The sequence below is a fragment of the Clostridium subterminale genome (assembly GCF_039521425.1).
In the GTDB taxonomy this organism is placed as follows: Bacteria; Bacillota; Clostridia; order Clostridiales; family Clostridiaceae; genus Clostridium_J; species Clostridium_J subterminale.
The window spans coordinates 12,498-34,084 of the sequence record NZ_BAAACI010000007.1; the positions used below are offsets into that span (position 1 = coordinate 12,498).

Annotated in this window: 20 protein-coding genes; 1 reads left to right on the forward strand and 19 read right to left on the reverse strand. The window is 30.0% G+C overall.

Going from position 1 to position 21,587, the window contains the following annotated elements:
* Nucleotides 1-54: 54 nt before the first annotated feature.
* Complete coding sequence (gene yunB, locus ABDZ93_RS13790; RefSeq protein WP_343827016.1) at nucleotides 55-687, reverse strand: sporulation protein YunB; 633 nt, start codon at nucleotides 685-687, stop codon at nucleotides 55-57.
* Between the two features lie 184 nt (nucleotides 688-871).
* Here yunB and ABDZ93_RS13795 point away from each other — a divergent pair, with 184 nt between their 5' ends.
* Nucleotides 872-3,475, forward strand: a complete 2,604-nt coding sequence (locus ABDZ93_RS13795; RefSeq protein WP_343827017.1) for a transglycosylase domain-containing protein — start codon at nucleotides 872-874, stop codon at nucleotides 3,473-3,475.
* Nucleotides 3,476-3,547: 72 nt separating this feature from the next.
* On the opposite strand, the gene spoVAE is transcribed toward ABDZ93_RS13795, so the two are convergent.
* The 18 genes from spoVAE to ABDZ93_RS13885 form a co-directional block, all read right to left on the reverse strand.
* A complete protein-coding gene (spoVAE, locus tag ABDZ93_RS13800; protein WP_343827018.1) occupies nucleotides 3,548-3,907 on the reverse strand; it encodes a stage V sporulation protein AE in 360 nt (119 codons plus the stop codon).
* A gap of 2 nt (nucleotides 3,908-3,909) precedes the next feature.
* A complete protein-coding gene (spoVAD, locus tag ABDZ93_RS13805; protein WP_343827020.1) occupies nucleotides 3,910-4,929 on the reverse strand; it encodes a stage V sporulation protein AD in 1,020 nt (339 codons plus the stop codon).
* Nucleotides 4,930-4,933: 4 nt separating this feature from the next.
* The gene (gene spoVAC, locus ABDZ93_RS13810; RefSeq protein ID WP_343827021.1) at nucleotides 4,934-5,386 is read right to left on the reverse strand and encodes a stage V sporulation protein AC; all 453 of its coding nucleotides are present in this window, start codon (nucleotides 5,384-5,386) and stop codon (nucleotides 4,934-4,936) included.
* 146 nt (nucleotides 5,387-5,532) lie between these two features.
* Complete coding sequence (sigF, locus tag ABDZ93_RS13815) at nucleotides 5,533-6,288, reverse strand: RNA polymerase sporulation sigma factor SigF (RefSeq protein WP_343827023.1); 756 nt, start codon at nucleotides 6,286-6,288, stop codon at nucleotides 5,533-5,535.
* 9 nt (nucleotides 6,289-6,297) lie between these two features.
* Nucleotides 6,298-6,729: an anti-sigma F factor gene (spoIIAB, locus tag ABDZ93_RS13820; RefSeq protein WP_343827025.1), complete on the reverse strand. Its 432-nt coding sequence runs from the start codon at nucleotides 6,727-6,729 to the stop codon at nucleotides 6,298-6,300.
* A 17-nt stretch (nucleotides 6,730-6,746) separates the two neighbouring features.
* Nucleotides 6,747-7,082 (reverse strand): anti-sigma F factor antagonist, encoded by a 336-nt coding sequence (gene spoIIAA / locus ABDZ93_RS13825; protein ID WP_343827026.1) that lies wholly within the window; start codon nucleotides 7,080-7,082, stop codon nucleotides 6,747-6,749.
* 414 nt (nucleotides 7,083-7,496) lie between these two features.
* Nucleotides 7,497-8,132: a cyclodeaminase/cyclohydrolase family protein gene (locus ABDZ93_RS13830; RefSeq protein WP_343827027.1), complete on the reverse strand. Its 636-nt coding sequence runs from the start codon at nucleotides 8,130-8,132 to the stop codon at nucleotides 7,497-7,499.
* 17 nt (nucleotides 8,133-8,149) lie between these two features.
* Entirely contained in the window at nucleotides 8,150-9,406 is a 1,257-nt protein-coding gene (gene hutI, locus ABDZ93_RS13835) for an imidazolonepropionase (protein ID WP_343827028.1), read from the reverse strand.
* 23 nt (nucleotides 9,407-9,429) lie between these two features.
* The gene (gene ftcD, locus ABDZ93_RS13840) at nucleotides 9,430-10,326 is read right to left on the reverse strand and encodes a glutamate formimidoyltransferase (RefSeq protein WP_343827029.1); all 897 of its coding nucleotides are present in this window, start codon (nucleotides 10,324-10,326) and stop codon (nucleotides 9,430-9,432) included.
* Between the two features lie 112 nt (nucleotides 10,327-10,438).
* Complete coding sequence (gene hutH / locus ABDZ93_RS13845; RefSeq protein WP_343827030.1) at nucleotides 10,439-11,962, reverse strand: histidine ammonia-lyase; 1,524 nt, start codon at nucleotides 11,960-11,962, stop codon at nucleotides 10,439-10,441.
* Nucleotides 11,963-12,248: 286 nt separating this feature from the next.
* Complete coding sequence (locus ABDZ93_RS13850; protein WP_343827031.1) at nucleotides 12,249-13,133, reverse strand: DMT family transporter; 885 nt, start codon at nucleotides 13,131-13,133, stop codon at nucleotides 12,249-12,251.
* Between the two features lie 190 nt (nucleotides 13,134-13,323).
* Nucleotides 13,324-13,977 carry a sugar transferase gene (locus ABDZ93_RS13855; protein WP_343827577.1) on the reverse strand — a complete coding sequence of 218 codons (654 nt, stop codon included), beginning with the start codon at nucleotides 13,975-13,977 and terminating at the stop codon, nucleotides 13,324-13,326.
* Between the two features lie 231 nt (nucleotides 13,978-14,208).
* Complete coding sequence (locus ABDZ93_RS13860) at nucleotides 14,209-15,378, reverse strand: DegT/DnrJ/EryC1/StrS family aminotransferase (RefSeq protein ID WP_343827032.1); 1,170 nt, start codon at nucleotides 15,376-15,378, stop codon at nucleotides 14,209-14,211.
* A gap of 11 nt (nucleotides 15,379-15,389) precedes the next feature.
* Entirely contained in the window at nucleotides 15,390-16,418 is a 1,029-nt protein-coding gene (locus ABDZ93_RS13865; RefSeq protein ID WP_343827033.1) for a glycosyltransferase family 2 protein, read from the reverse strand.
* A 153-nt stretch (nucleotides 16,419-16,571) separates the two neighbouring features.
* Entirely contained in the window at nucleotides 16,572-17,654 is a 1,083-nt protein-coding gene (locus ABDZ93_RS13870; protein WP_343827034.1) for a glycosyltransferase, read from the reverse strand.
* A gap of 19 nt (nucleotides 17,655-17,673) precedes the next feature.
* A complete protein-coding gene (locus tag ABDZ93_RS13875; protein ID WP_343827035.1) occupies nucleotides 17,674-18,801 on the reverse strand; it encodes a glycosyltransferase in 1,128 nt (375 codons plus the stop codon).
* 112 nt (nucleotides 18,802-18,913) lie between these two features.
* Complete coding sequence (locus tag ABDZ93_RS13880; RefSeq protein ID WP_343827036.1) at nucleotides 18,914-20,011, reverse strand: glycosyltransferase; 1,098 nt, start codon at nucleotides 20,009-20,011, stop codon at nucleotides 18,914-18,916.
* Between the two features lie 82 nt (nucleotides 20,012-20,093).
* A complete protein-coding gene (locus ABDZ93_RS13885) occupies nucleotides 20,094-21,563 on the reverse strand; it encodes an O-antigen ligase family protein (protein ID WP_343827037.1) in 1,470 nt (489 codons plus the stop codon).
* Nucleotides 21,564-21,587: the final 24 nt, after the last annotated feature.

Here is a 21,587-nt window from a genome sequence, read left to right on the forward strand (position 1 = left end):
TACATACATACTACATCATAAAAGAAATTTATTCTGTGCTTAGCATCACACTTTCTAGTTACCGTTAAGATCCATTTGTATTGCAGTGTTAGGTACCCTTCCAACTATTATGGTTTCAACTATAGGTATTTGATTAACTATTTCTAATTCACTAGAAGATACTGCCATAACCATCTTTACCCTAGTGGTAGTTTCTATATAAATTTTGTGTCTAGTTTGATTTATTCCCGCATCTTCAAATTCGGATAAATATCTAGTAGTAATATGCCCTATTGGACGCATTCTTATTTTTACATCTGGACCAAATCTAGCTAAAATATTATTTTTAGTCACATATCCCATGGGTATCCTTATATCCACTTGAGATTTTTTCTCTAATTCTTCTTGTGCCTTTAGTACAGTTAATGTGGCAATTTCACTGAGTTTTAATGTATCTGCCGTCATCATTATGACGTTTCCATCATTATCCTTATCAAATTTTATTATATCATTATAATTAAAATTCTTAGAGTATTCCTGAAAAATTGTTTTGTTTATTGTATTTGTCACCTCTGCCCTCATCTGTGCATCAGCCACTAATTTAACCGTTGGCATTATAATTTTATCTAAAGTATATATAAAAGTTATTAAAAAGGTCATAATTAAAAAAATTGCTATGGTAAATTTTAGCTTTCTTGATGATTTCATAGTATTACTCCTTTACAAACGTGGTATAATGTTAATAAATGTATATTCAATTGCATAAACTCATTTTATATTCAATATATGTATATGTATAATAACTTCATTGAAGAATACTATGTTGTATTTATACTAGTATATAAGTTATAATATAGTATCGAAGATATGTTCATCATAAAAGGAGGAGAATATGGGAGAGAATAAAAAAATTAAACCTAAGCAAAAAAAGCCCAAGAAAAAAAGTCGTAAAACCTTTAAAGTAATATATATAGTTTTACTACTTTTAATTATAACTTGTGCAGCTGCTGGTTTTGGTATTATATCTGGCATGATTAAAACAGCTCCAAAGCTTGATCTTGATATATTTTTATCTAATGGAGAAACTACAATTCTATATGACAATAAAGAAAAAGAAATGGATGAGTACAAGACTCCTGAAAAGAGGATATCTGTAGATATATCTACAGTACCTAAATATCTACAAGACGCCTTTGTAAGTATTGAAGATCAAAGATTTTTAGAGCATAAAGGTGTTGACATAAGAAGACTTGGAGGTGCAGTAATCCAAGATGCTAAAATACTTCTTGGTTTATCTAATGATGAAATCCAAGGTGCTTCAACTATTACTCAACAATTAGTTAAATATAAGTTTTTCCTTGAAGATTCTATAAATAATAGAGCTAACATAGAAAGAAAAGTTCAAGAGATTTATTTAGCACGCAAGTTGGAAAAGCTTCTATCTAAGGAACAAATTCTTAATGAGTATATGAATACTATCTTTTTAGGTGGTAATGCTCATGGAATTGAAGCTGCTTCAACCATGTATTTTGGAAAATCTGTAACAGACGGTTTAACCCTTAAGCAATGTGCATTTTTAGCAAGTGCTGCTCAGAATCCAACTATATCTTATATGAATGCCTATGAAGCCTTTGAAAAGAAGGAAGCTTTCGATTCACCAAGAACTAAACTAGTACTTGCTAAAATGCTTGAACTGGGAAAAATAACTCAAGAAGAGTATGATACTGCTTTAGCAGAACCTCTTATGTTAAACTTCTCAACTTTAGAGAGTGACAAAATGGTTTATGAATGGTTTTCAAGACCCGTAATAAAACAGGTTGCAAAAGACTTAATGAAAACCTATGGATATACTGAAGCTGAAGCCTATGAAAAAATCACCTTTGGTGGTTTAAGAATATATACAACCATGGATAGAAACCTTCAGGATTCCGTACAAAAAATTATGGACAATTATCTTAAAGATACTCAAGGTTCTAAAGCTGATGGAGTTCAAGGTTCCGCTGTAATAACAGATTATCTTAATGGTGAAGTTAAGGTTATAATTGGTGGTATTGGTGATCAACCAGCTATGTCTTATAATAGAGCTATTTCTGTTGGAAAGGATGGTCAAACCTTTCTACGTTCACCAGGTTCTAGTATAAAACCACTTACAGTATATGCTCCAGCCATTGAAAGTAAAACTTTAACTGCAGGGTCAGTATTTGTAGATGGTCCATTACCAACTTCTATTGGATCTAAATATTCTGGTGATGACGGCCCATATGTTCCACAAAACTGGAATTACGTATTTGATGGATATATAACTATCCGTGATGCTCTTGCTCAATCTAAAAACACCGTTGCAGTATCTGTAGTTGATAAAATAGGTTTAGATACCTCTGCTTCATATGGAGAAAAATTTGGCTTAAGTATAACTGATAGAGACAGAACTAGTATTTCAGCTTTATCTTTAGGTGAAATAGATGGAACTACACCTTATGAAATGGCTCAAGCCTTTGGTGCCTTTGGAAATCAAGGAAATATGACTACTTCAAGAATATATACTAAGGTTACTGATAAGGATGGTAAAGTTCTACTTGAACCGAAACTTGAATCTAAGCAAGTAATTTCTCCACAAACAGCTTATATTGTTTATGATATGCTTAAAGGTTCTGTAAACACTACAGGTCCACAAGCGAAATTTGGAAGTATGGAAGTTAGAGGTAAAACCGGTACCTCTGAACATACCAAGAACCTTTATTTCAGTGGATTAACTCCTTATTATTCAGGAGCTGTATGGCTGGGTTATGATAATAGTACGGAATTACCTTTTACTAGTAGTAGCGTTCCTGCTGGTCTTTGGGGTAAGATTATGGAAGTAGCCCATGAGGGTCTTGAATCTAAATCTCTTGAAATGCCTAGTGGTATAACTAGTGCCTATATTTCTAAGGATTCTGGAACCCTTCCAACGGAGCTTACTAAGAGGGATCAAAGGGGAAATAGAATTTACTCCGAAATCTTTATAAGCGGTACTCAACCAACTACTCTGGATAATATCCATGTGGAACTTGACGTTGTAAAGGCTGCAGATGGTAAATACTACTTACCTTCTGATAAAACACCTAAAGATAAAATACAAAAGGTAGTATTTATAACTCGAGATGCCAGATTATATACTGGTAATATGACAGATAATAGATATTTAGCACCTGTGGCTAAAGATCCTACGGAATATAAAGCTGAAGTTAAGGATAAAGATAAAGATAAAGATAAAGATAAAGATAAGGATAAAGATAAAGATAAGGACAATGTACCACCTAATTCTAATAACCCAGGTGACAATCAAAAGCCTGGTGATACTGAAAAACCGGAAGATCCTAATAAACCTAAAGACCCACTTAATCCTGGTGGTGAGGGCAATTCTGGAAATGTTGACACTAAGCCCGAAGCTTTAAATCATCTGTTAAATATCTATTCTACAATTCCTAAAATATTTAACAATGGTATAAGAGGCTAAATAATTCTATTATAAAACTATAAAATTAAAGTCTTCTCAAATATACAAATTTGAGAAGACTTTTTATATGCTTTACTTCGTTTTAGAGTCAAATAGTACTGACATTAGATATCCAAATACTACAGCTGCAGTGATCCCCGCAGCTGTTGCACTTACACCTCCTGTCACAATTCCTAATAAACCATTTTTGTCTACTTCCTCCATAACTCCTTTAGCTAAGGAATATCCAAATCCAGGCAGAGGTATCCTAGCTCCTGATAAACCAAATTCAGCTATCTTTTCATATATGCCGAATCCTTGAAGAACCACCCCTGCTACCACAAAAATTACTAATATTCTAGATGGAGTTAGTTTAGTAGTATCCATTAAAATCTGTCCTATTACACAAATAATTCCACCAACTACAAAGACCCTTAGAAAATCTCCCCACATATTTATTCACCCCCAAACTCTAGAGCAATAGCGTGGGCTATACCTGGTATAGTTTCACCTTGATAGTTCGATATAGTGCTTAAAAGTGCTCCTGTAGCAATTAATAATACCTTTTTATATTTTTTCTGTATCATTCCTTTGTAAATCATACTACTCATAACTGTAGCGGAACATCCTGCTCCACTACCTCCACAGTTGGTACCCTGAGATTTGCAATCAAATACCTCATCACCGCAATCAATATAATTTGATCCTATGTTGTATCCATATTCCTTTAATAGCTCGGTTGTTATTTGCTTACCAACAGAACCTAAATCTCCGCTGACTATGATGTCGTAATCACTAGGCTTTCTACCTGTATCTTCAAAATGTTGTTTTATAGTATCGACTGCTGCTGGAGCCATTGCTGCTCCCATTTCATTAGGATCTGTTATTCCATAATCCTTTACCTTACCAATGGTAATATAAGTTACATGAGGTACATTATTTCCCTTTTTAGCTAATACCACTGCTGCTGCTCCTGTAACTGTCCATTGAGATGATGGTGCTCTCTGACTTCCCATCTCTAGCGGTACTCTAAACTGACGCTCTGATGATGAAAAGTGAGATGAAGATACTGCCATCATATGATTACCTAACTCAGCTTCTAGACATATGGATGCTAGTGAAAGTGCTTCTACAAATGTAGAACATGCCCCATATAGACCCAAAAATGGAATACTAACTTCCCTTGCCATAAAACAAGATGGCATTAATTGATTTATTAAATCGCCGGCAAAAATATAAGATATATCTTGCTCTTTAAGGTGTGCTTTTTTAAGTACCTCTTGAACTACATGTAATTGCATTTTACTTTCTGCAGATTCAAAAGTTTTGCAACCGCATAAGTCATCCTCTAGAATCTCATCAAAATTATCCTTTAATGGCCCTTCTCCTTCTTTGGGACCAACAACTGTATACGTAGCTATAAGCCTTGGTTTTGTCAATAATTCTACTGTTTGTAATCCTACTTTTCTTCCCATACTATTACCACCTAAAAATATAATATAATATTCCGAGTATGACAGAAGCACTAATGCTATAAACAAGCACTGGTCCTGCTATTGTAAACATCTTTGCTGCTACTCCAAATACATATCCTTCCTTTTTAAATTCTATGGCTGGTGATACAATTGAGTTTGCAAAGCCTGTTATTGGTACTACAGATCCAGCCCCTGCATAATCACCAATCCTATCATATATACCTATCCCTGTTAATAGAGCTCCTAGAAATATCATAATTACTGTTTCCCACGCAGTAGCTTGTAACTTATCTTGACCCAAATAAATCAATATTTTAAATATAACTTCACCTATTACACATATTAATCCACCAGTCCAAAAGGCTCTGAAAGAATTCTTAAATATAGTTGGTTTAGGTTTGGAATTTTCATATACATTTTGAAACTTAGCTTTTATCTTACTTTCTTTTACTTTCATAATTACCCTCCTAACATCAAAATTGTAAAAGTATTAATGATAGTATCTGCATTTTACTAAAATTTAAACAAAAAAAGATGCTTACGCATCTTTTTCAATTTATAAATTAAAAATTTATTATTTTCTTAATTTATAATGGTTAAAAATTATCCCGATAACCTATCTCTCATAATTTTTAAAACCTTTTTCTCAATTCTTGAAACTTGTACCTGACTTATCCCCATCATCTTAGCTACTTGAATTTGAGTTTTATCTTTGAAATATCTAAGTATTATAATTTGTCTTGATTTAACATCTAATTTACTTAGAGCTTCTTTTAGTGCTAACTTATCTATTACCTCATTATCTTCTTCATAATCCTCACTGAGCTTATCTATAAGTAATACTGGAGCTCCATCATCTTGATGAATAGTATCATATAAGTATTGCATACTACTAGCAGATTCTAGGGCAGTGATTATATCTTCTTTATCTACCTTTGAGTATTCCGATAACTCTTCAATAGTAGGCTCTCTTCCTAGAGCTTTAGTTAAGGCATCTTTGTCATAATGTAACTTTCTAGCCGTGTTTTTAATGCTTCTACTTACTTTTATCATTCCATCATCTCTTAAAAATCTTTTTATTTCTCCTATAATCATTGGAACAGCATATGTAGAAAATTTTACATTAAAGTTGTCATCAAAGTTATTTATGGCCTTTACTAAGCCTATACATCCTATTTGAAATATGTCATCGTACTCATAGCCTCTATTTAAAAACTTCTTACTTATAGAAGAAACCAAAGGTAAATTCATCTCTGTTAAGTACTCTAAAGCCTCATTATCTCCATCTTTAGCTCGTTTTATAAGTTCTTTATTATCGTCATAATTATAGTTATTATTTCTATGAATTTTCTCACTCATACTTTTCACCTATCTTACAATGTTGAAAGCTTTTTTCATTGTTACAGTTGTTCCCTGACCCTTTACAGATTCTACTATTAGGCTATCCATAAAAGTTTCCATAACTGTAAAGCCCATTCCTGATCTCTCTAAGTCAGGTCTAGATGTATAAAGGGGTTGCATTGCCATGTCTACATTATCTATTCCTGCTCCATTATCTATTACTTTAACTGTAAGTTCATTCTCAATAATTGTAGCCTCTAATTTTACAAAGTTACCTTCACTTTCATTGCCGTAGCCATGAATAATTGCATTAGTAACCGCCTCTGATACTGCAGTTTTTATGTCACTAAGCTCGTCTAATGTAGGATCTAACTGCGCAGCAAAAGCTGCTATTACAACTCTTGCAAAGCTTTCATTTTTAGATAAACTACTAAATTCAACTTTGATTTTATTTTCCATATCATTAATTCCTCCCACTAAATGTTCCTTAGTGCTTCTTCAACATTTTCATACATTGAAATTATTTTAAACATACCTGAAAGCTCAAATATCCTCTTAACTGTAGGTGTAACATTAGTTAAGCACACCTTGCCACCCCTTAAGGACATCTTCTTATATCTTCCAATTACTGCTCCAATTCCTGAACTATCCATAAAATTTACTCCAGAAAAATTGAAGATTAAAGCCTTATATCCATCTTTATCTAAAATATCATCAACCCTGGTTCTAACTTCTTCTGCACTATGATGATCAAGCTCTCCTTGAAGTGTAACTACGATTTTGTCATCTAAAGGTTCAAACCTAAGTAACATATGCTTCCCTCCAACCTATATTATATTCATAAACTTTTACACTTAGAACATACACTAATTATACACTAAATTTATAAACTATTACAGTTTTTTCCATAATTTCTTAAAGAAATTTAATACAAGAATATCAAATTATCTACAGAATTTTACGGCTAACTTCTTCATTATTTTACATTTAGTCATATTTCCAATATTTTCACAAACTTTTGCTTTAAAAATTAATGATTTACTATAATATAGATTTTAATATTATTACTTCTTAGTGTTATTATTTTTCATATATTTAGTGAGAACTTCATAATTAATAACTATATTTATAACAATTCTACTTAGAAAAAGAGAATGTACCTCAATGGATATAAATTATAATCCCTTGAGACATTCTCTTTATACAGTGCGTATAATTACCTTAAGTTACATATGTTGATTTACAATCGCTAATATCTCTTGTTGCTTTTTCATACCATCTTCACTTAATCTTTTTAATTCACTTCTAATTTCTTCTGTATAAGCTTCATCTTTTATAGAAGAAAGATTTATTTTTACATTTAAAATTGCTCCTTCTATAGCACTTTGAGCTAATAATGCTGCTACACCACCATCAGATATAGCGTTCTTATTACCGTATTTAACACATACTAGAATTCCTTCATAAATTTCATAGGATCTTCTTGCTACCTTTAATGGTACTTGTGTTGCTGCCTTATAACCTAATTGTATTTTACTACTTCTTGCAGCTTTTTCTTCATCAGTGTCCTTAGGCATTTTAAATGCAGCCATAAGTTCATTAAAAGCTTCTGTATCTTCATTCATAAGGTCTAGGAATTCATCCTTTTCTCTTCCTGATACTTCTAAATATTTATTTACTAATGCTTTCTCTTCATCATTTAATGCTTCATAAGCTTTTTTACCTACAGTTAAGTTAAAAACCATTGATGATAATGCACTAGATAATGATGCACAAAGAGCTGCTACACTTCCACCACCCGGAGCTGGTGAATTTGAGCCTAGTTCTCCGATAAATTCTCTCACAGTTTTTGTATCTAACATAAATATTCCTCCTGTAATTACTTATTTTTTTCTCTATCTACAACTATATTACCATTTTTTATTACCTTGTCCACAGAATTTATTCCAAAGTGATAAACTAGATAATTTAAGTTTTTGCTATTAAATATAGCTATATCTGCCTTTTTCCCTTTTTCTATGGATCCTACAGATTTTTCTCTATTTATAGCACAGGCTGCATTTATAGTCATAGCATTGATTATCTCATTAGGAAGCATTCTCATACCAAAACATGCAAAGGTCATAACATTTTGCATAGATTCAGTAGGAGATGTTCCTGGATTACAATCTGTAGCAAGAGCAACGGCCACATTATTATCAATCATATCTCTTGCTCTAGCAAAATTACCAAGCATTAAATAAAAAGCTGTAGATGGTAATAATACTGCTACCACATCATTTTCACTTAAAGCCTTTATTCCTTCATCAGAAGCTGCTATTAAATGTTCTGCTGAAATACATTTTAACTCCCCTGCAAGCTCTGCTCCTTTAACAGATTCAACTTCATCCCCATGAAGCTTAAGCTTCATTCCATACTCTCTACCCTTTTCAAGGATTCTTCTACATTCCTCAGTAGTGAATACACCTTCCTCACAGAAGCAATCTATAAATTCTGCTAAATTTTCTTCTGCTATGCTTGGTATCATTTCTTCCATTATAAGCTTTATAAAGCCTTCTCTATCTTCTTTATATTCCTTAGGAATAGCATGAGCTCCCATAAAAGTAGATACCACATCTATTGGATGAGTGTTGTTTAATTCTTTATTTACTTTTAATATTTTTTTCTCATTTTCTAGGTCTAAGCCATAGCCTGATTTACTTTCCACTGTAGTTGTACCGTGATTTAGCATTATATTAAGTCTGTTACTAGCTTCCTCTACTAATTCATCTACGGATGCTTTTCTAGTGTTTTCTACGGTGCTTAATATTCCTCCACCCATATTTAGGATTTCAATATACCCTACTTTATTTAATTTTAGAGGTAACTCATTTTCGCGACTTCCACTATAAACTAAATGAGTATGCGGATCTACAAGTCCTGGTGTAACTGTTTTGCCCTTACCACTGATAATTATAGTATCTTCATTTATATAGGATTTATATTCCTCATCTTTTCCTACAACAGATATTATATCATCCTCTATAAATATAAAACCATTTTCTATGATTTTAGCATCATCCATTTCCTTACCTTTTTTTCTATGGCTACCTTCACAGGTAACTAGGCAATCAATATTCTTAATTAATATAGACATGTACTTCAACTCCTAAGCTATTACTATTCGCTTATTCTTCTTTCTAATATTTGGTCCATAGAGAAATTCTCTATTTGAAGATAATATTCAGCACTATTGATTAAAGCAGCCATTGGTACAAGGCCTATAACTTCACTTCCTACTACTGGTACTCCATAACGTTTTGCTTCCATCTTAACCATTTCAAAAGCTCTATATACTGCTGTTTTTTCATAGTTTACTAAGTTCATAGATACTTGCGCTATGTTTCTATCTTCAAGCATTACTCCCATAGCCTTTGCAAATCTTAATCCACCACCTAAATGTCTAACTGTTTTGGCGATGGTATCTGCTATTTGCAAATTATCTGTACCTAGATTTACATTAAAAGCTACTAAAGGTTGTCTTGCAGCAATGGCAACGCATCCACCCTTAACATTAACTTCTTTTGGACCGTAGTCTGGCGCCCATTTATCTTCTTTTATTTTTTCAAAGAAACCTTCATATTGACCTTTTCTAACCGTTGCTAGATTTTCTCTATGTGAAGCTGTAGCTGCCTTTTCATATAGATATACTGGAATATTAAATCTTTCTGCAATTACTCTACCAACTCTATTAGCTATTTCTACACACTCCTCCATAGTAATTCCATCAATAGGTACAAATGGAACTACATCTAGAGCTCCCATTCTTGGGTGAGCCCCTATATGAGTGCTCATATCTATATTTTCATAAACCTTTTCTGCCATGTTTATTATAGCTTTCTCTAGCGCTTCTGGCTCTCCTACTACTGTAACAACAGATCTATTATGATCTGCATCACTAGAATAGTCTAGTAGTTTTACTCCATCTACTCCCCTAAATACATTTACTATAGCTTCAATTTTTTCCTTGTCTCTTCCTTCACTAAAGTTAGGTATACATTCTACTATTCTTGCCATAATTAACTCCTCCTATTTATTTATAGTTGGTACCAATATCTATATTTATATATTGGCATCACTTTTCTTTGTAAATTATATTCTATAAATTTTAAAAATCTTTGATGCTATATTAATAATTAACTTTAACTACTTCTTCAACTTTAATAGCTAGTTCTCCACTACGAAGAAGCTCTGTAACCTTATCTATCTCTTTGTACATAACTACATCATTTTCTATAAAGTTAACTACGTCTCTAACTGATTCATAGGCAACTTTAGTACCTTTACCTAAGGTATATTCCTGTCTAAAGTCAATAGCTTGGCATGCTGCTAAAATTTCAGTAGCTACTACTCTCTCTGCATTTCTTATTATATCTCTTGCTTTTCTAGCTGCTATTGTTCCCATACTAACATGATCTTCTTGATTTGCAGAAGAAGGTATTGAATCAACGCTAGCAGGGTGGGCAAGAATTTTATTTTCAGAAACTAAAGCTGCTGCTGCATATTGAGTTATCATAAATCCTGAATTTAAGCCACCATGTTTAACAAGAAAAGCTGGAAGATCATTTAATTGATAGTTAATTAATCTTTCAAGTCTTCTTTCAGAAACATTGGCTATTTCACTCATAGCTATGCCTAAGAAATCGAAGGTTAATGCCATAGGTTGTCCGTGGAAGTTTCCTCCTGAAATAACGTCACCCTCCTCTGTTACAATTGGGTTATCAGTTACTGAATTAATCTCTATTTCTACTTTATGTTTTGCATAATTTAATGCATCCTTAGAAGCTCCATGAATTTGAGGTATACATCTTAAAGTATATGCATCCTGTACTCTAATTTCCCCTTGAGATGTAACAAGAGAACTTCCATCTACTAAAGCTAATATGTTTTTTGCTGTTTCAATTTGCCCTTCATGAGGACGTATGTTATGAGTTCTTAAATCAAAGGCATCTCTTATTCCTCTTAGCGCTTCTACTGTTAATGCAGCAGCTATATCGCCACTTTTAATTAAGTTTATTCCATCCCATAAAGCTAAAGCTCCAACTGCAGTCATAACTTGAGTACCGTTAATTAATGCTAGACCTTCCTTAGCTATTAATTGAACTACCTCTATACCAGCTTTATTCATAGCTTCTCTACCACTTATTATTTTTCCCTGATACTCAGCTTCTCCTTCTCCTATCATTGGTAATACCATATGAGATAATGGTGCTAAATCACCAGATGCTCCTAAAGAACCTTTTTCCGGTATTATAGGATGAACTCCTTTATTTAGCATAGCAACTAAAGTTTGTAGTGTAGATAGTCTTATTCCTGAATATCCTTTGGATAAAGCATTAGCTCTAAGTAAAATTATTGTTCTTACTATATCTGTATCAAGGCTATCACCAAAGCCACACGCATGAGATATAATTAAGTTTCTTTGAAGAGTTTTACAATCTTCACCTGATATAGATACATCAGAAAATTTTCCAAAGCCTGTAGTTATTCCATAAACTACTCTATCTTCTTCTACAATTTTATCTACAATTCCTCTAGATTTTTCTACTCTTTTTATAGCTTCTTCGCTAATATCTACTTGATAATTATTTCTAGCTACATTTACTATATCCTCAAGTCTTAAGTCATTTCCATTGATTATTACTTTATTCATTAATATCTCCCCCTTACAATATTCTTCCCTATATAATTATTATTCTTTATAAAATCAAAATAACCTTTTAATTGTTACGTCGGAATATTATGAATATTTTTAATGTATTATCATTTTAACTTACTAAAGAATTAATTATGCAGATAACCAAAATATTAAAATAGATTTATTCTTCTATTCATATATACATAAAAGTATTTATATTATTTTTATATCTCACACTCAATTTTATAATTTTAAAAGACTGTATCAGAATAATTTTGCAAATTATCCTGATACAGTCTTCCTAATTTTTAATAGTATCCTTAGCCAATTGAATCATGGCTAAGATTATAATAGTACTTCCAATTATTATTTTAAAAGATATTGATTCTCCTAAAACAATAACTCCTAAAACCAAAGATACTATAGGCTCTAAAGCACTAAAAATAGCCGAATTAGTTGGTCCTATAAGTTTTACTCCCTTTAGAAATGCCATTAATGCAACAACGGTGGATATAAATGCAATCAATAATATAGATATAATACCATAAAAATTGATTGGATTATTAAAACTATTAGTTACAATTCCTGTAGCGCTTCCAACTATTGCCGAAATTACAGATATGTAGAATGTCATAACATAACTATTTATATTTTTAACCTTATCGTTAGATGCTCCTAGGACATATATAGCATAACATAATGCAGATAACAATACTAATACTACTCCGATAGTATTAATGCTTCCAACCTTAACATCTAACATTATAAATACACCTATTGTAGTTACCATTAAATATAAAAATTTTTTTAATTTGAATTTTTCTTTATATATTACAATAGATAAAACCATAACCATTAAAGGATATGTATGTAATATCATTCCTGCTATACCTACATCTATATAATTATAGGCTATAAACAGTAGTATAGATGTCATAGAATATCCTATCACACCCATAAATAATATAAGTTTTATTTGATCTTTATTTAACCTAAGTGATAGTTTCTTAGTTTTTATATAGAAAAATAATATTATTGATGCAAAAGTAAACCTTAGAGCTAATGTATTTATTGCATTCGCTCCACCTTTATAGGCTAATTTGGCTAATATAGGCATTATTCCAAAGGCTATAGATGCTATGGCAATATAAAAAATTCCCCTTATTTTATCGCTACTCTTGTCCATGATTTTCCCCCTTCCCTACTAACTCATAATATATTAAAATTTTAATATACCATGAAAGGAATATCATAAATTAGTTCTATATTTCTTTATAGCTACCACTATTATAGCTGTGTTCGTGCTATTGTTCTGTATAACTACATCTATTTTCTTTTAGCATATAGCCTTGTATAACCCTAAAATAACCTTACCTTTAAAAAGCTCCCTCTCTCTTAAATACTTTAAAAAACGTCGTAAACAATATTTTAATATCGTACCAAATAGAAAAGTTACTTATATAAGTTAAATCATAGTAAATAGTTTTTCCTAATTCTATTTCTCCTCTTCCGCTAACTTGCGCAAGACCTGTTATTCCAGGTAATACTAATAACCTTTGATAATAATTTTCTGGATAATATTTTACAACTTCAGGTATTTCAGGTCTTGGTCCAACTAAGCTCATATGACCAAATAAAACATTAAATAATTGTGGTATTTCATCAAGGCTTGTGTTTCTCAAAAAACTACCTACCTTTGTGATTCTATTATCACTTTTGCTCTGAAACACAAAGTTATCCATATTTGTTGGATCTATTTGTAATTCTCTCTTACTTTCAGCTGAAATCACCATTGTTCTAAATTTATATATAGTAAAATTTCTCCTATCTTTTCCTACTCTAACTTGTTTAAATAATACTGGTCCCTTACTATCTAGTTTTATTGCTATAGCAATAACTAAATATATTGGTAGTAATATCACTATACCTATAAAAGATAATATAATATCAAAAATTCTTTTTACTCCAAATTGAATTTTTTTATTCTCGATTTTTTCCTTTATATCTATTACTATATTGTTCTCCAAAATAATTCCTCCTTGTACGAACACAAAATTATTATATCATTTATTTCATAAAAAAAATATTTTTTAATTATTATGAATTTATTAATTTATATCTATATTATGTGAATTTATAATATAAATATCTATATTCAAGCTTATATTTCATACAAATTTAATTATTTTTCATCGCTTTTGCAAAATTATAAATTAAAAGATCTAATTCTATTTAAAAACTAGATCCTTCAATTTATATATTTATTTATGGTAATTACTTATAATATGTGTAACTGCATTAATAACATCTTGAACATCTTCATCCGTCATCTTCGGATACAATGGTAATGAAAGTATAGTATCAAAGTAACTTTCAGCTACTGGTAAGTCACCTTCATTATAACCATAATTCTCTCTGTAATAACTCATTAAATGTACAGGTATAAAGTGAACACTAGTACCTATGTTAGCTTCTCCCATGAGTTCTATAAACTTATCTCTATCAATTGTAAGCTTATCAAGCTCTAATCTTACTACATAAAGATGCCATGAATGAGTAGTATAAGCTGCTTCTGGTGGAAGTTTGATTCCATCAATTTTAGAAAAAGCTTCTTCATATTTCTTTACAATCTCTTTTCTTCTATCTTGCATAGCAGTTAATTTATTCATTTGTGTCTTTGCAAGCGCTGCCTGAATATCAAACATATTATACTTATGACCCGGATATTCTATATCATATCTCCAAGATCCACCTTTTCCATATCTATTCCATGCTGCTTTACTCATACCATGAGTTGACATTACTCTTGCTTTTTCAGCTATGTCTTCTCTGTTAGTTGTAAGCATTCCACCTTCACCTGTACATATATTTTTAGTTGCATAGAAACTAAAAGATGCACAATCACCTTTTTTTCCTATTAAATCGCCTTTATAATAAGTATCAATTGCATGAGCTGCATCCTCTGATACGAAAAGATTGTACTTTTCTGCTATAGTTCTAATTTTATCCATATCACAAGCATGGCCTGTGTAATGTACTGGAACTATAGCTGAAGTTTTCTCTGTTATCTTCTCTTCTATCTTATTTGCATCTATACAAAATGTTTCTGGATCTACATCTACAAATACAGGAGTTGCCCCTACATGAATTATAGTATTAGCTGTAGCTGCAAAAGTAATCGGAGTTGTTATGACCTCATCTCCTGGCTTAACTCCACCAGCTATCAAAGCAATATGTAATGCAGCCGTAGCTGAATTCATAGCAATGGCATATTTAGCCCCTGTATATTCTGCAAATCTCTTTTCAAATTCTATAGTTCTAGGTCCCTTAGCTACCCATCCTGATTTTAATGTTTCAACAACCTCATTTATATCATCATCATCAATTAACGGCACTGCATAAGGTAAAAAAGTTTCTCTTTTTCTATACATATAAATTCTCCTTATCTTGACATTTCTGCATTTTTACTTATTTTTTTATTTGATTTGAATAAATAAAAATGCATCAGTCCTTCTAAAAATCCAATTCCATAACTAATATGTAGTATAGGAAATATTATGGATGTATACTTGAACAATTTTCTTTTTTGCTTTGTAATTTTAAATGATTCAAATAAATCACTTATTACGTATATTCCTAATACACTCATCCATATATAAAGTATTGGTTTAAATAATATACTTAATATAATCCCTAAAACATTTCCTAATACAAACATCATAGGAATTAAATGTCTTATCGATGCAGTTTTACCATGTTTCTGCATAACTCTTACTTTCCAGAAACCATATTGATAATATTGTTTCCATAGTTTTTTTAAAGAGCCTCTACTATAGTAAACTGATTTAATACTAGGTGATAATAATATTTTATATCCGTTTTTTATCACTCTAAAATTCAATTCATCGTCCTGATTCCTAACTAATTCCTCATCAAAATATCCTATTTCATCTAATACTTCTTTCCTATAACCTCCAAAAGCTACAGTATCAACAAATACTTCATGTTGAGCATACCTAAAAAGTGCATTTCCAACTCCAAAAGGCGAACTCATAGCAAGGGATATAGCTTGCCCAATTTCATTCTCACTTACTGTTTCTATTGGACCACCTACACAACCTATTTTTATATCTTTATATAATAACTTTACATTATTCTCTATAAATTTTTCATCAGCATAAGCATGAGATCCAAAAATTATTATTATATTAGAATTACTGTGTTCTATTCCACAATTCATCCCTTTAGGTGCTGTCAATTCTTTATTATCTATTAATTTTACATTTCCATAATTACTTTCGTACTTTTTTATTATTTCTCTACTTCCATCTATAGACATACCATCACAAATCAATACTTCATATAAATTCTTTGGATAAGTTTGATTTAAAAATGAATCAATACACTTTCCAATGTACTTTTTTTCATTTCTACAGGGTATTACTACTGAAACTGTTTTAGTAAATTCCATACTTTCACGTCCTAAATAATTAATTTATTACATAATCCTCTTCAACTCTATATATAGCTAATACGCTAAAAATATCTCTTTTCTAAGAAAAATAATACCTCCTTTAATATATTACTATGACAATTTATCTTTCAATTAAAATACTTTTCTACACTATCTAAGTTCTAAAGCTCTAATATATATATTATTTACATTATTAAAGTTATCTACTACATTATAATTTTCAACAACAAATTTTCTTCCATACTCTCCCATTGTTCTTCTTAATTCTTTATCTATTATTAACTTTTCAATGGCATTTTTTAATTGACTCACATTTTTTGTTTCAACAACTATACTACTATTGTTAGGACTCGTAGCTTCTGGCAACCCTCCCGTATTAGTTACTATAGTAGGTGTTCCACATGCTTGGGCCTCTACAGCTGAAACTCCAAAACTCTCAAATAGGGAAGGTATTACTGCAATATCAAACTTGTTAAAGTTTTCTACAACTTTTTTTTGATCAATATACCCTAAAAATTTTACTCTGTCTTCTATACGCAATTCTTTACACAGTTTTTTCAAATTTTCTTCTAAAGGCCCTCTCCCAGCCAGATGAAGTTCTATATTACAATACTTATGGCATAATTCACCAAAAGCTCTAATCAAATACTCTATACCATATTTAGTATCAAAAGTTTTTATTGCACCTATTATAACTTTTTCGTTCTCCTTGTATCTACTATCAAATGGTTTAAATATATTAATATCAACTCCAAAAGGAGTAATTTGTATATCTTTATAAGTATATTTTTTAGTCTCCTCTGCCATAGCTTTACTAGTAGATAAAATTATATCTGCTCTTGATAAATTTTTCTCTAAGAACTTTTTACATATTATATTTTTCTTTGGAAATTCATAAACATCACTTCCCCATACTGATATAATATAAGGGTGAAATCCAGTTAATCCTCCTAGAAAACCATAACTAGTAGCATAATGAGCATGTAGAATATCTGGTTTAATCATTTCAACTAACTTTCTAACTTTAGCAATAAATTTAAAATACTCAACTTTATATAATAGACTTTCTTTTTCTACTTTTTCTGAGTCAATATTAAAGCTATGAACTGTTACTCCAGGTATATCTCCATTATTTAAAGATATTACATGAATGTCATATCCTAAATCCTTAAAAAAAGAACACCATTTTTTAGTATGCACACTATTTGCATCAGATAAATAACAAATTCTCATTTTTCTACCTCGTGTTAATTTATTTTAAAATTTCTTCATATACTTTCTTTAATTCATTACCTATAACATATAAAGAATAGTTTGATTCAACATAATCTTTAATATCTTTACTAGAAAAGTTAGAATAGTTTATTACCATTTTATTTAATCCATCGTATAGACTATCAACACTTCTATTTTCAACCAACATACCATTGGTTTCATTTATTATTTCATTTGGTCCTCCACATTTTGTTGCCAACACTGGCCTTCCATAACTCATACTTTCAATAATAACAGCACCAAAGGTTTCCTTTATACTGGATGAAACTAGAAAATTACTATTTTTTATATATGAACCAATTTCTGAATTAGGAATACGCCCAATAAAATTGCAATTTTCTTCTATTCCTAACCTTTTTGAAAGGCTCATATAGTCATTTCTATATATACCATCACCTATAAATGTTACATTAACATTAAGACAAGTATTTTTTATGAATTTTTCAAGAGCTGGAATTAAGTATTTCAGTCCTTTAACTTCATTTAATCCCATACTTCCTATAAATAGTATATTGACACCATCTTTTATCTGTTTATCATACACCTCTTCATTTGGAATATCTACAACATTTCCTATTACTACTCCATTGAAATCATAACCTAAACTTCTAAGTTCTTCCTGTAAAAATTCACTAACTGTTATAACTTTTTTAGCATTGAAATATACCTTTTTAAGTATATTATTGTAAAATCTATCTGCAAATTCTGTTACATTAGATCTATGTTCTGTTAATACATATGGAACTTTCTTATTCATTAAATATGACATATAAGAAACAATTCCAGCCGGATAAGCCACATGAGTATGAATTATATCTATATTATTTTCTTTGATAATTCTTCTTAAATTTCTAATTGCATTAATATAACTAATAATTTTAGATAATTTATGTTTGTTACCATGCTCTGTATTTGCCCTATATATTTTCACATTATCTTCGACTTCATCACTTAATTTATTCGGTAAAACTTCACTATCATATGGATAATATACTACTGGTTTAATTCCGACGCTTTGAAGTGCCTTAACTTGCTGTTTTACAAAGATACCTGCAACATAATCCTTTTTATTAGGATACCATGCCGGTAATATTAATACATTCATATAAAACTCCTTTTATACTCTAATTTATAGAATAATTAACCTAATTCATAATAATTAAAATATTATACATTAATATTATATTATTAAGTATTATTTTTATAAATATAAAAACTTATTTCAAACTACATATAACTGTATTAGCTCTCATTTTCCAAGTATTTAACTCATGTGTCTTTTTTAAAGCTTTTAGTTTATCATTGTATTCTATATGATAATTTTTTTCTATATAATTTAACATTTCACTTATATCTTTTAAATTATATTCTGATACATATCCAATATTAGCATCTTCAATAAATCTACCACATACAGTATTATTGACACCTAAAATTGGTTTACCATAAGATATATATGAAAAAAGCTTCATTGGCATTGCAAATTCCCAGTAAGATGATGGTTCTATGGATAAAGACAATATATCTGAACCTTCAGCAAATAAATCTAATTCCTTTCCACTCTTATGTATAACATGAATTCTATTACTAGTAAGATATTTTTCATAATAAGGCTTATTTTTTACCCATTCATTCGGTCTACAACATATATATAATTCAAAATTTTCATTTTTATATACTGCTTCAACTAAAGTTTCAATATTATATAGAGACTTACTTAATCCCCCTACATAAAGCAATTTAAGTGGTAATGAACTTACCTTTTGATTTCCCATAAATTCACTATCGCATCCAGAAGGAAGTTCTATAACTTTCTTATTTAAATTTATAGGTATATGCCTTTTCATTTCATGAGATGGTAAATACAGTATATCTATGCATTTCTTAAATTTAATTAAATCATAATAGTAAAAGCTATATGCTATTAACCTTTTTAGTATAGAAACACTGTTTTTATATTGGTCAAATCGCCAATGAATATCTCTATAGAATAACCCAATCTTAATATCTTTTTTCTTACAATAACTAAGAAATTTGAAATCAAATATGGGATGTATAGGTAAATGATGTTTTTCCGTTAACAGAGTTGGTTCCGTTGAATTTTCCATGTAAAGAAAATCATAATGTTTACCTTCATTTATATTTTTTTTAATTAACTTTATAGATTTTTTTCTTTCTTTTGCATATCCTTGTATAATTTCAACATTATACCCAGCCTCTTCGAACCCTTTAATAAATTTAACAGGTCGTATATTTGAAGCACTTGGGTGATTTGGGTCAATTTTAAAAGGATAATATACAATACAATTTTTCATTTACATCTTACCTCTTAAATTACATATAGCAAATTATTGATATTAAAAATCTTTTTCCAAATAATTAATATAGTTACATTTTTTATTGAATATCTTTCATATCTGATGATCCTAAACTAAAAGCGCCACCTATCCCAATCCAAAATACAGGAAAATTTCCTACTGTACTTGGAGCAAAACTTAATATAATTAAAGTAAATAGCCATACGCCACCTATAAACAAATTTTTCTTTTCAATATTTTCTTTTTTCATATTTAAACTTAAATATTTTTTTAAGATTCTTATTCCTTGTGAAATAAGAACTATAGCAAATACAGCTAACATTATAACACCATAGTCACCCAGTATTTCTAATAGAAGACTATGAAGACTATATATCCCATATGTATTATCTCTATACTTTATATATTCTGAAGTCATCCCAGGTCCAAATCCTAAATATTTTTTTTCTTTAATTACACCTTCTAAAACATCTGTAATTAAAGTTAATCTTACATTAACAGAACCTTCTTGACCTATATGTGCTCCTGTCTCGTTTCCTAATAAAGTATCTGAAGTTATTTCTTTTAGCTGGTTCATTTTACCATAAAATGGTCCCATAGCAGGGATAAGTGATAACCCATTATAAATTATCAAGCTCATTATAGTTAGTATAACTGCTCTTTTCATGTATATTTTTTCTTTCGATATAATAAAAAATATTATCATAAATATAAATGTAAATACAAGGCTTATCCACGCTGTTCTAGACATAGCAAATATTATATTAATCATTCCAAGTATATAAAAAAATAAATTTTTATAATTTATTTTTTTATATATAATATCACTTATAAATATTACCATCATCATTACTAAAAATACAGAATAATTATTAGGATTATAGAAGAATGTGACTGGAACATGTGCCACATGTGGATACCTTTCAGGTGTAATCCCACTCTCATAGAAATGATTTCTCATGCCATAATTTACACCTATAATTTCTAGTAAACCTAAAAGTGCTACTCCTAGAAATAAATATTTTAAAAATTTTATCATAGCTTTAAAATTATCATATTTTTTAAGTTCTATGAAAGCTATAATAAGAGTTGCAAAAGAAATTATATGATTTTTAACTTTCCCCATAGATATACCTAAATTATCTGAAGTTAAAGTTGAAAATATTATATATAATCCTACTAAGGCTATCACCATAAGTTGTGTTATTGACAAAATTGTAATTTTTTTATTTTTGATAAAATCCTGAAAAATATTCCAGAAAAGGGATAATAGAAATATAAATATAACTATATAATATACGTATATAGTTGAATTCCCTAAATTCATAGATGCATTAGAATTTATTATAGCAAATATTAGCAGTGAACTAATTTGTATTTTTTCAAAATCAAATCTATAACACTTATAAGCTAAAATAATATAAATAAAAGCAAATGCATATGCTACTGCATATCTAGGCTCTTGTATAAAACATATCAATGTAGAAATAACTAATAATAATAAGTATCCAAAAGTAAAAATTTTTTGTTCCTTTTTTACCGATTCCATAATACCTCCAAGTATTCTAAAATT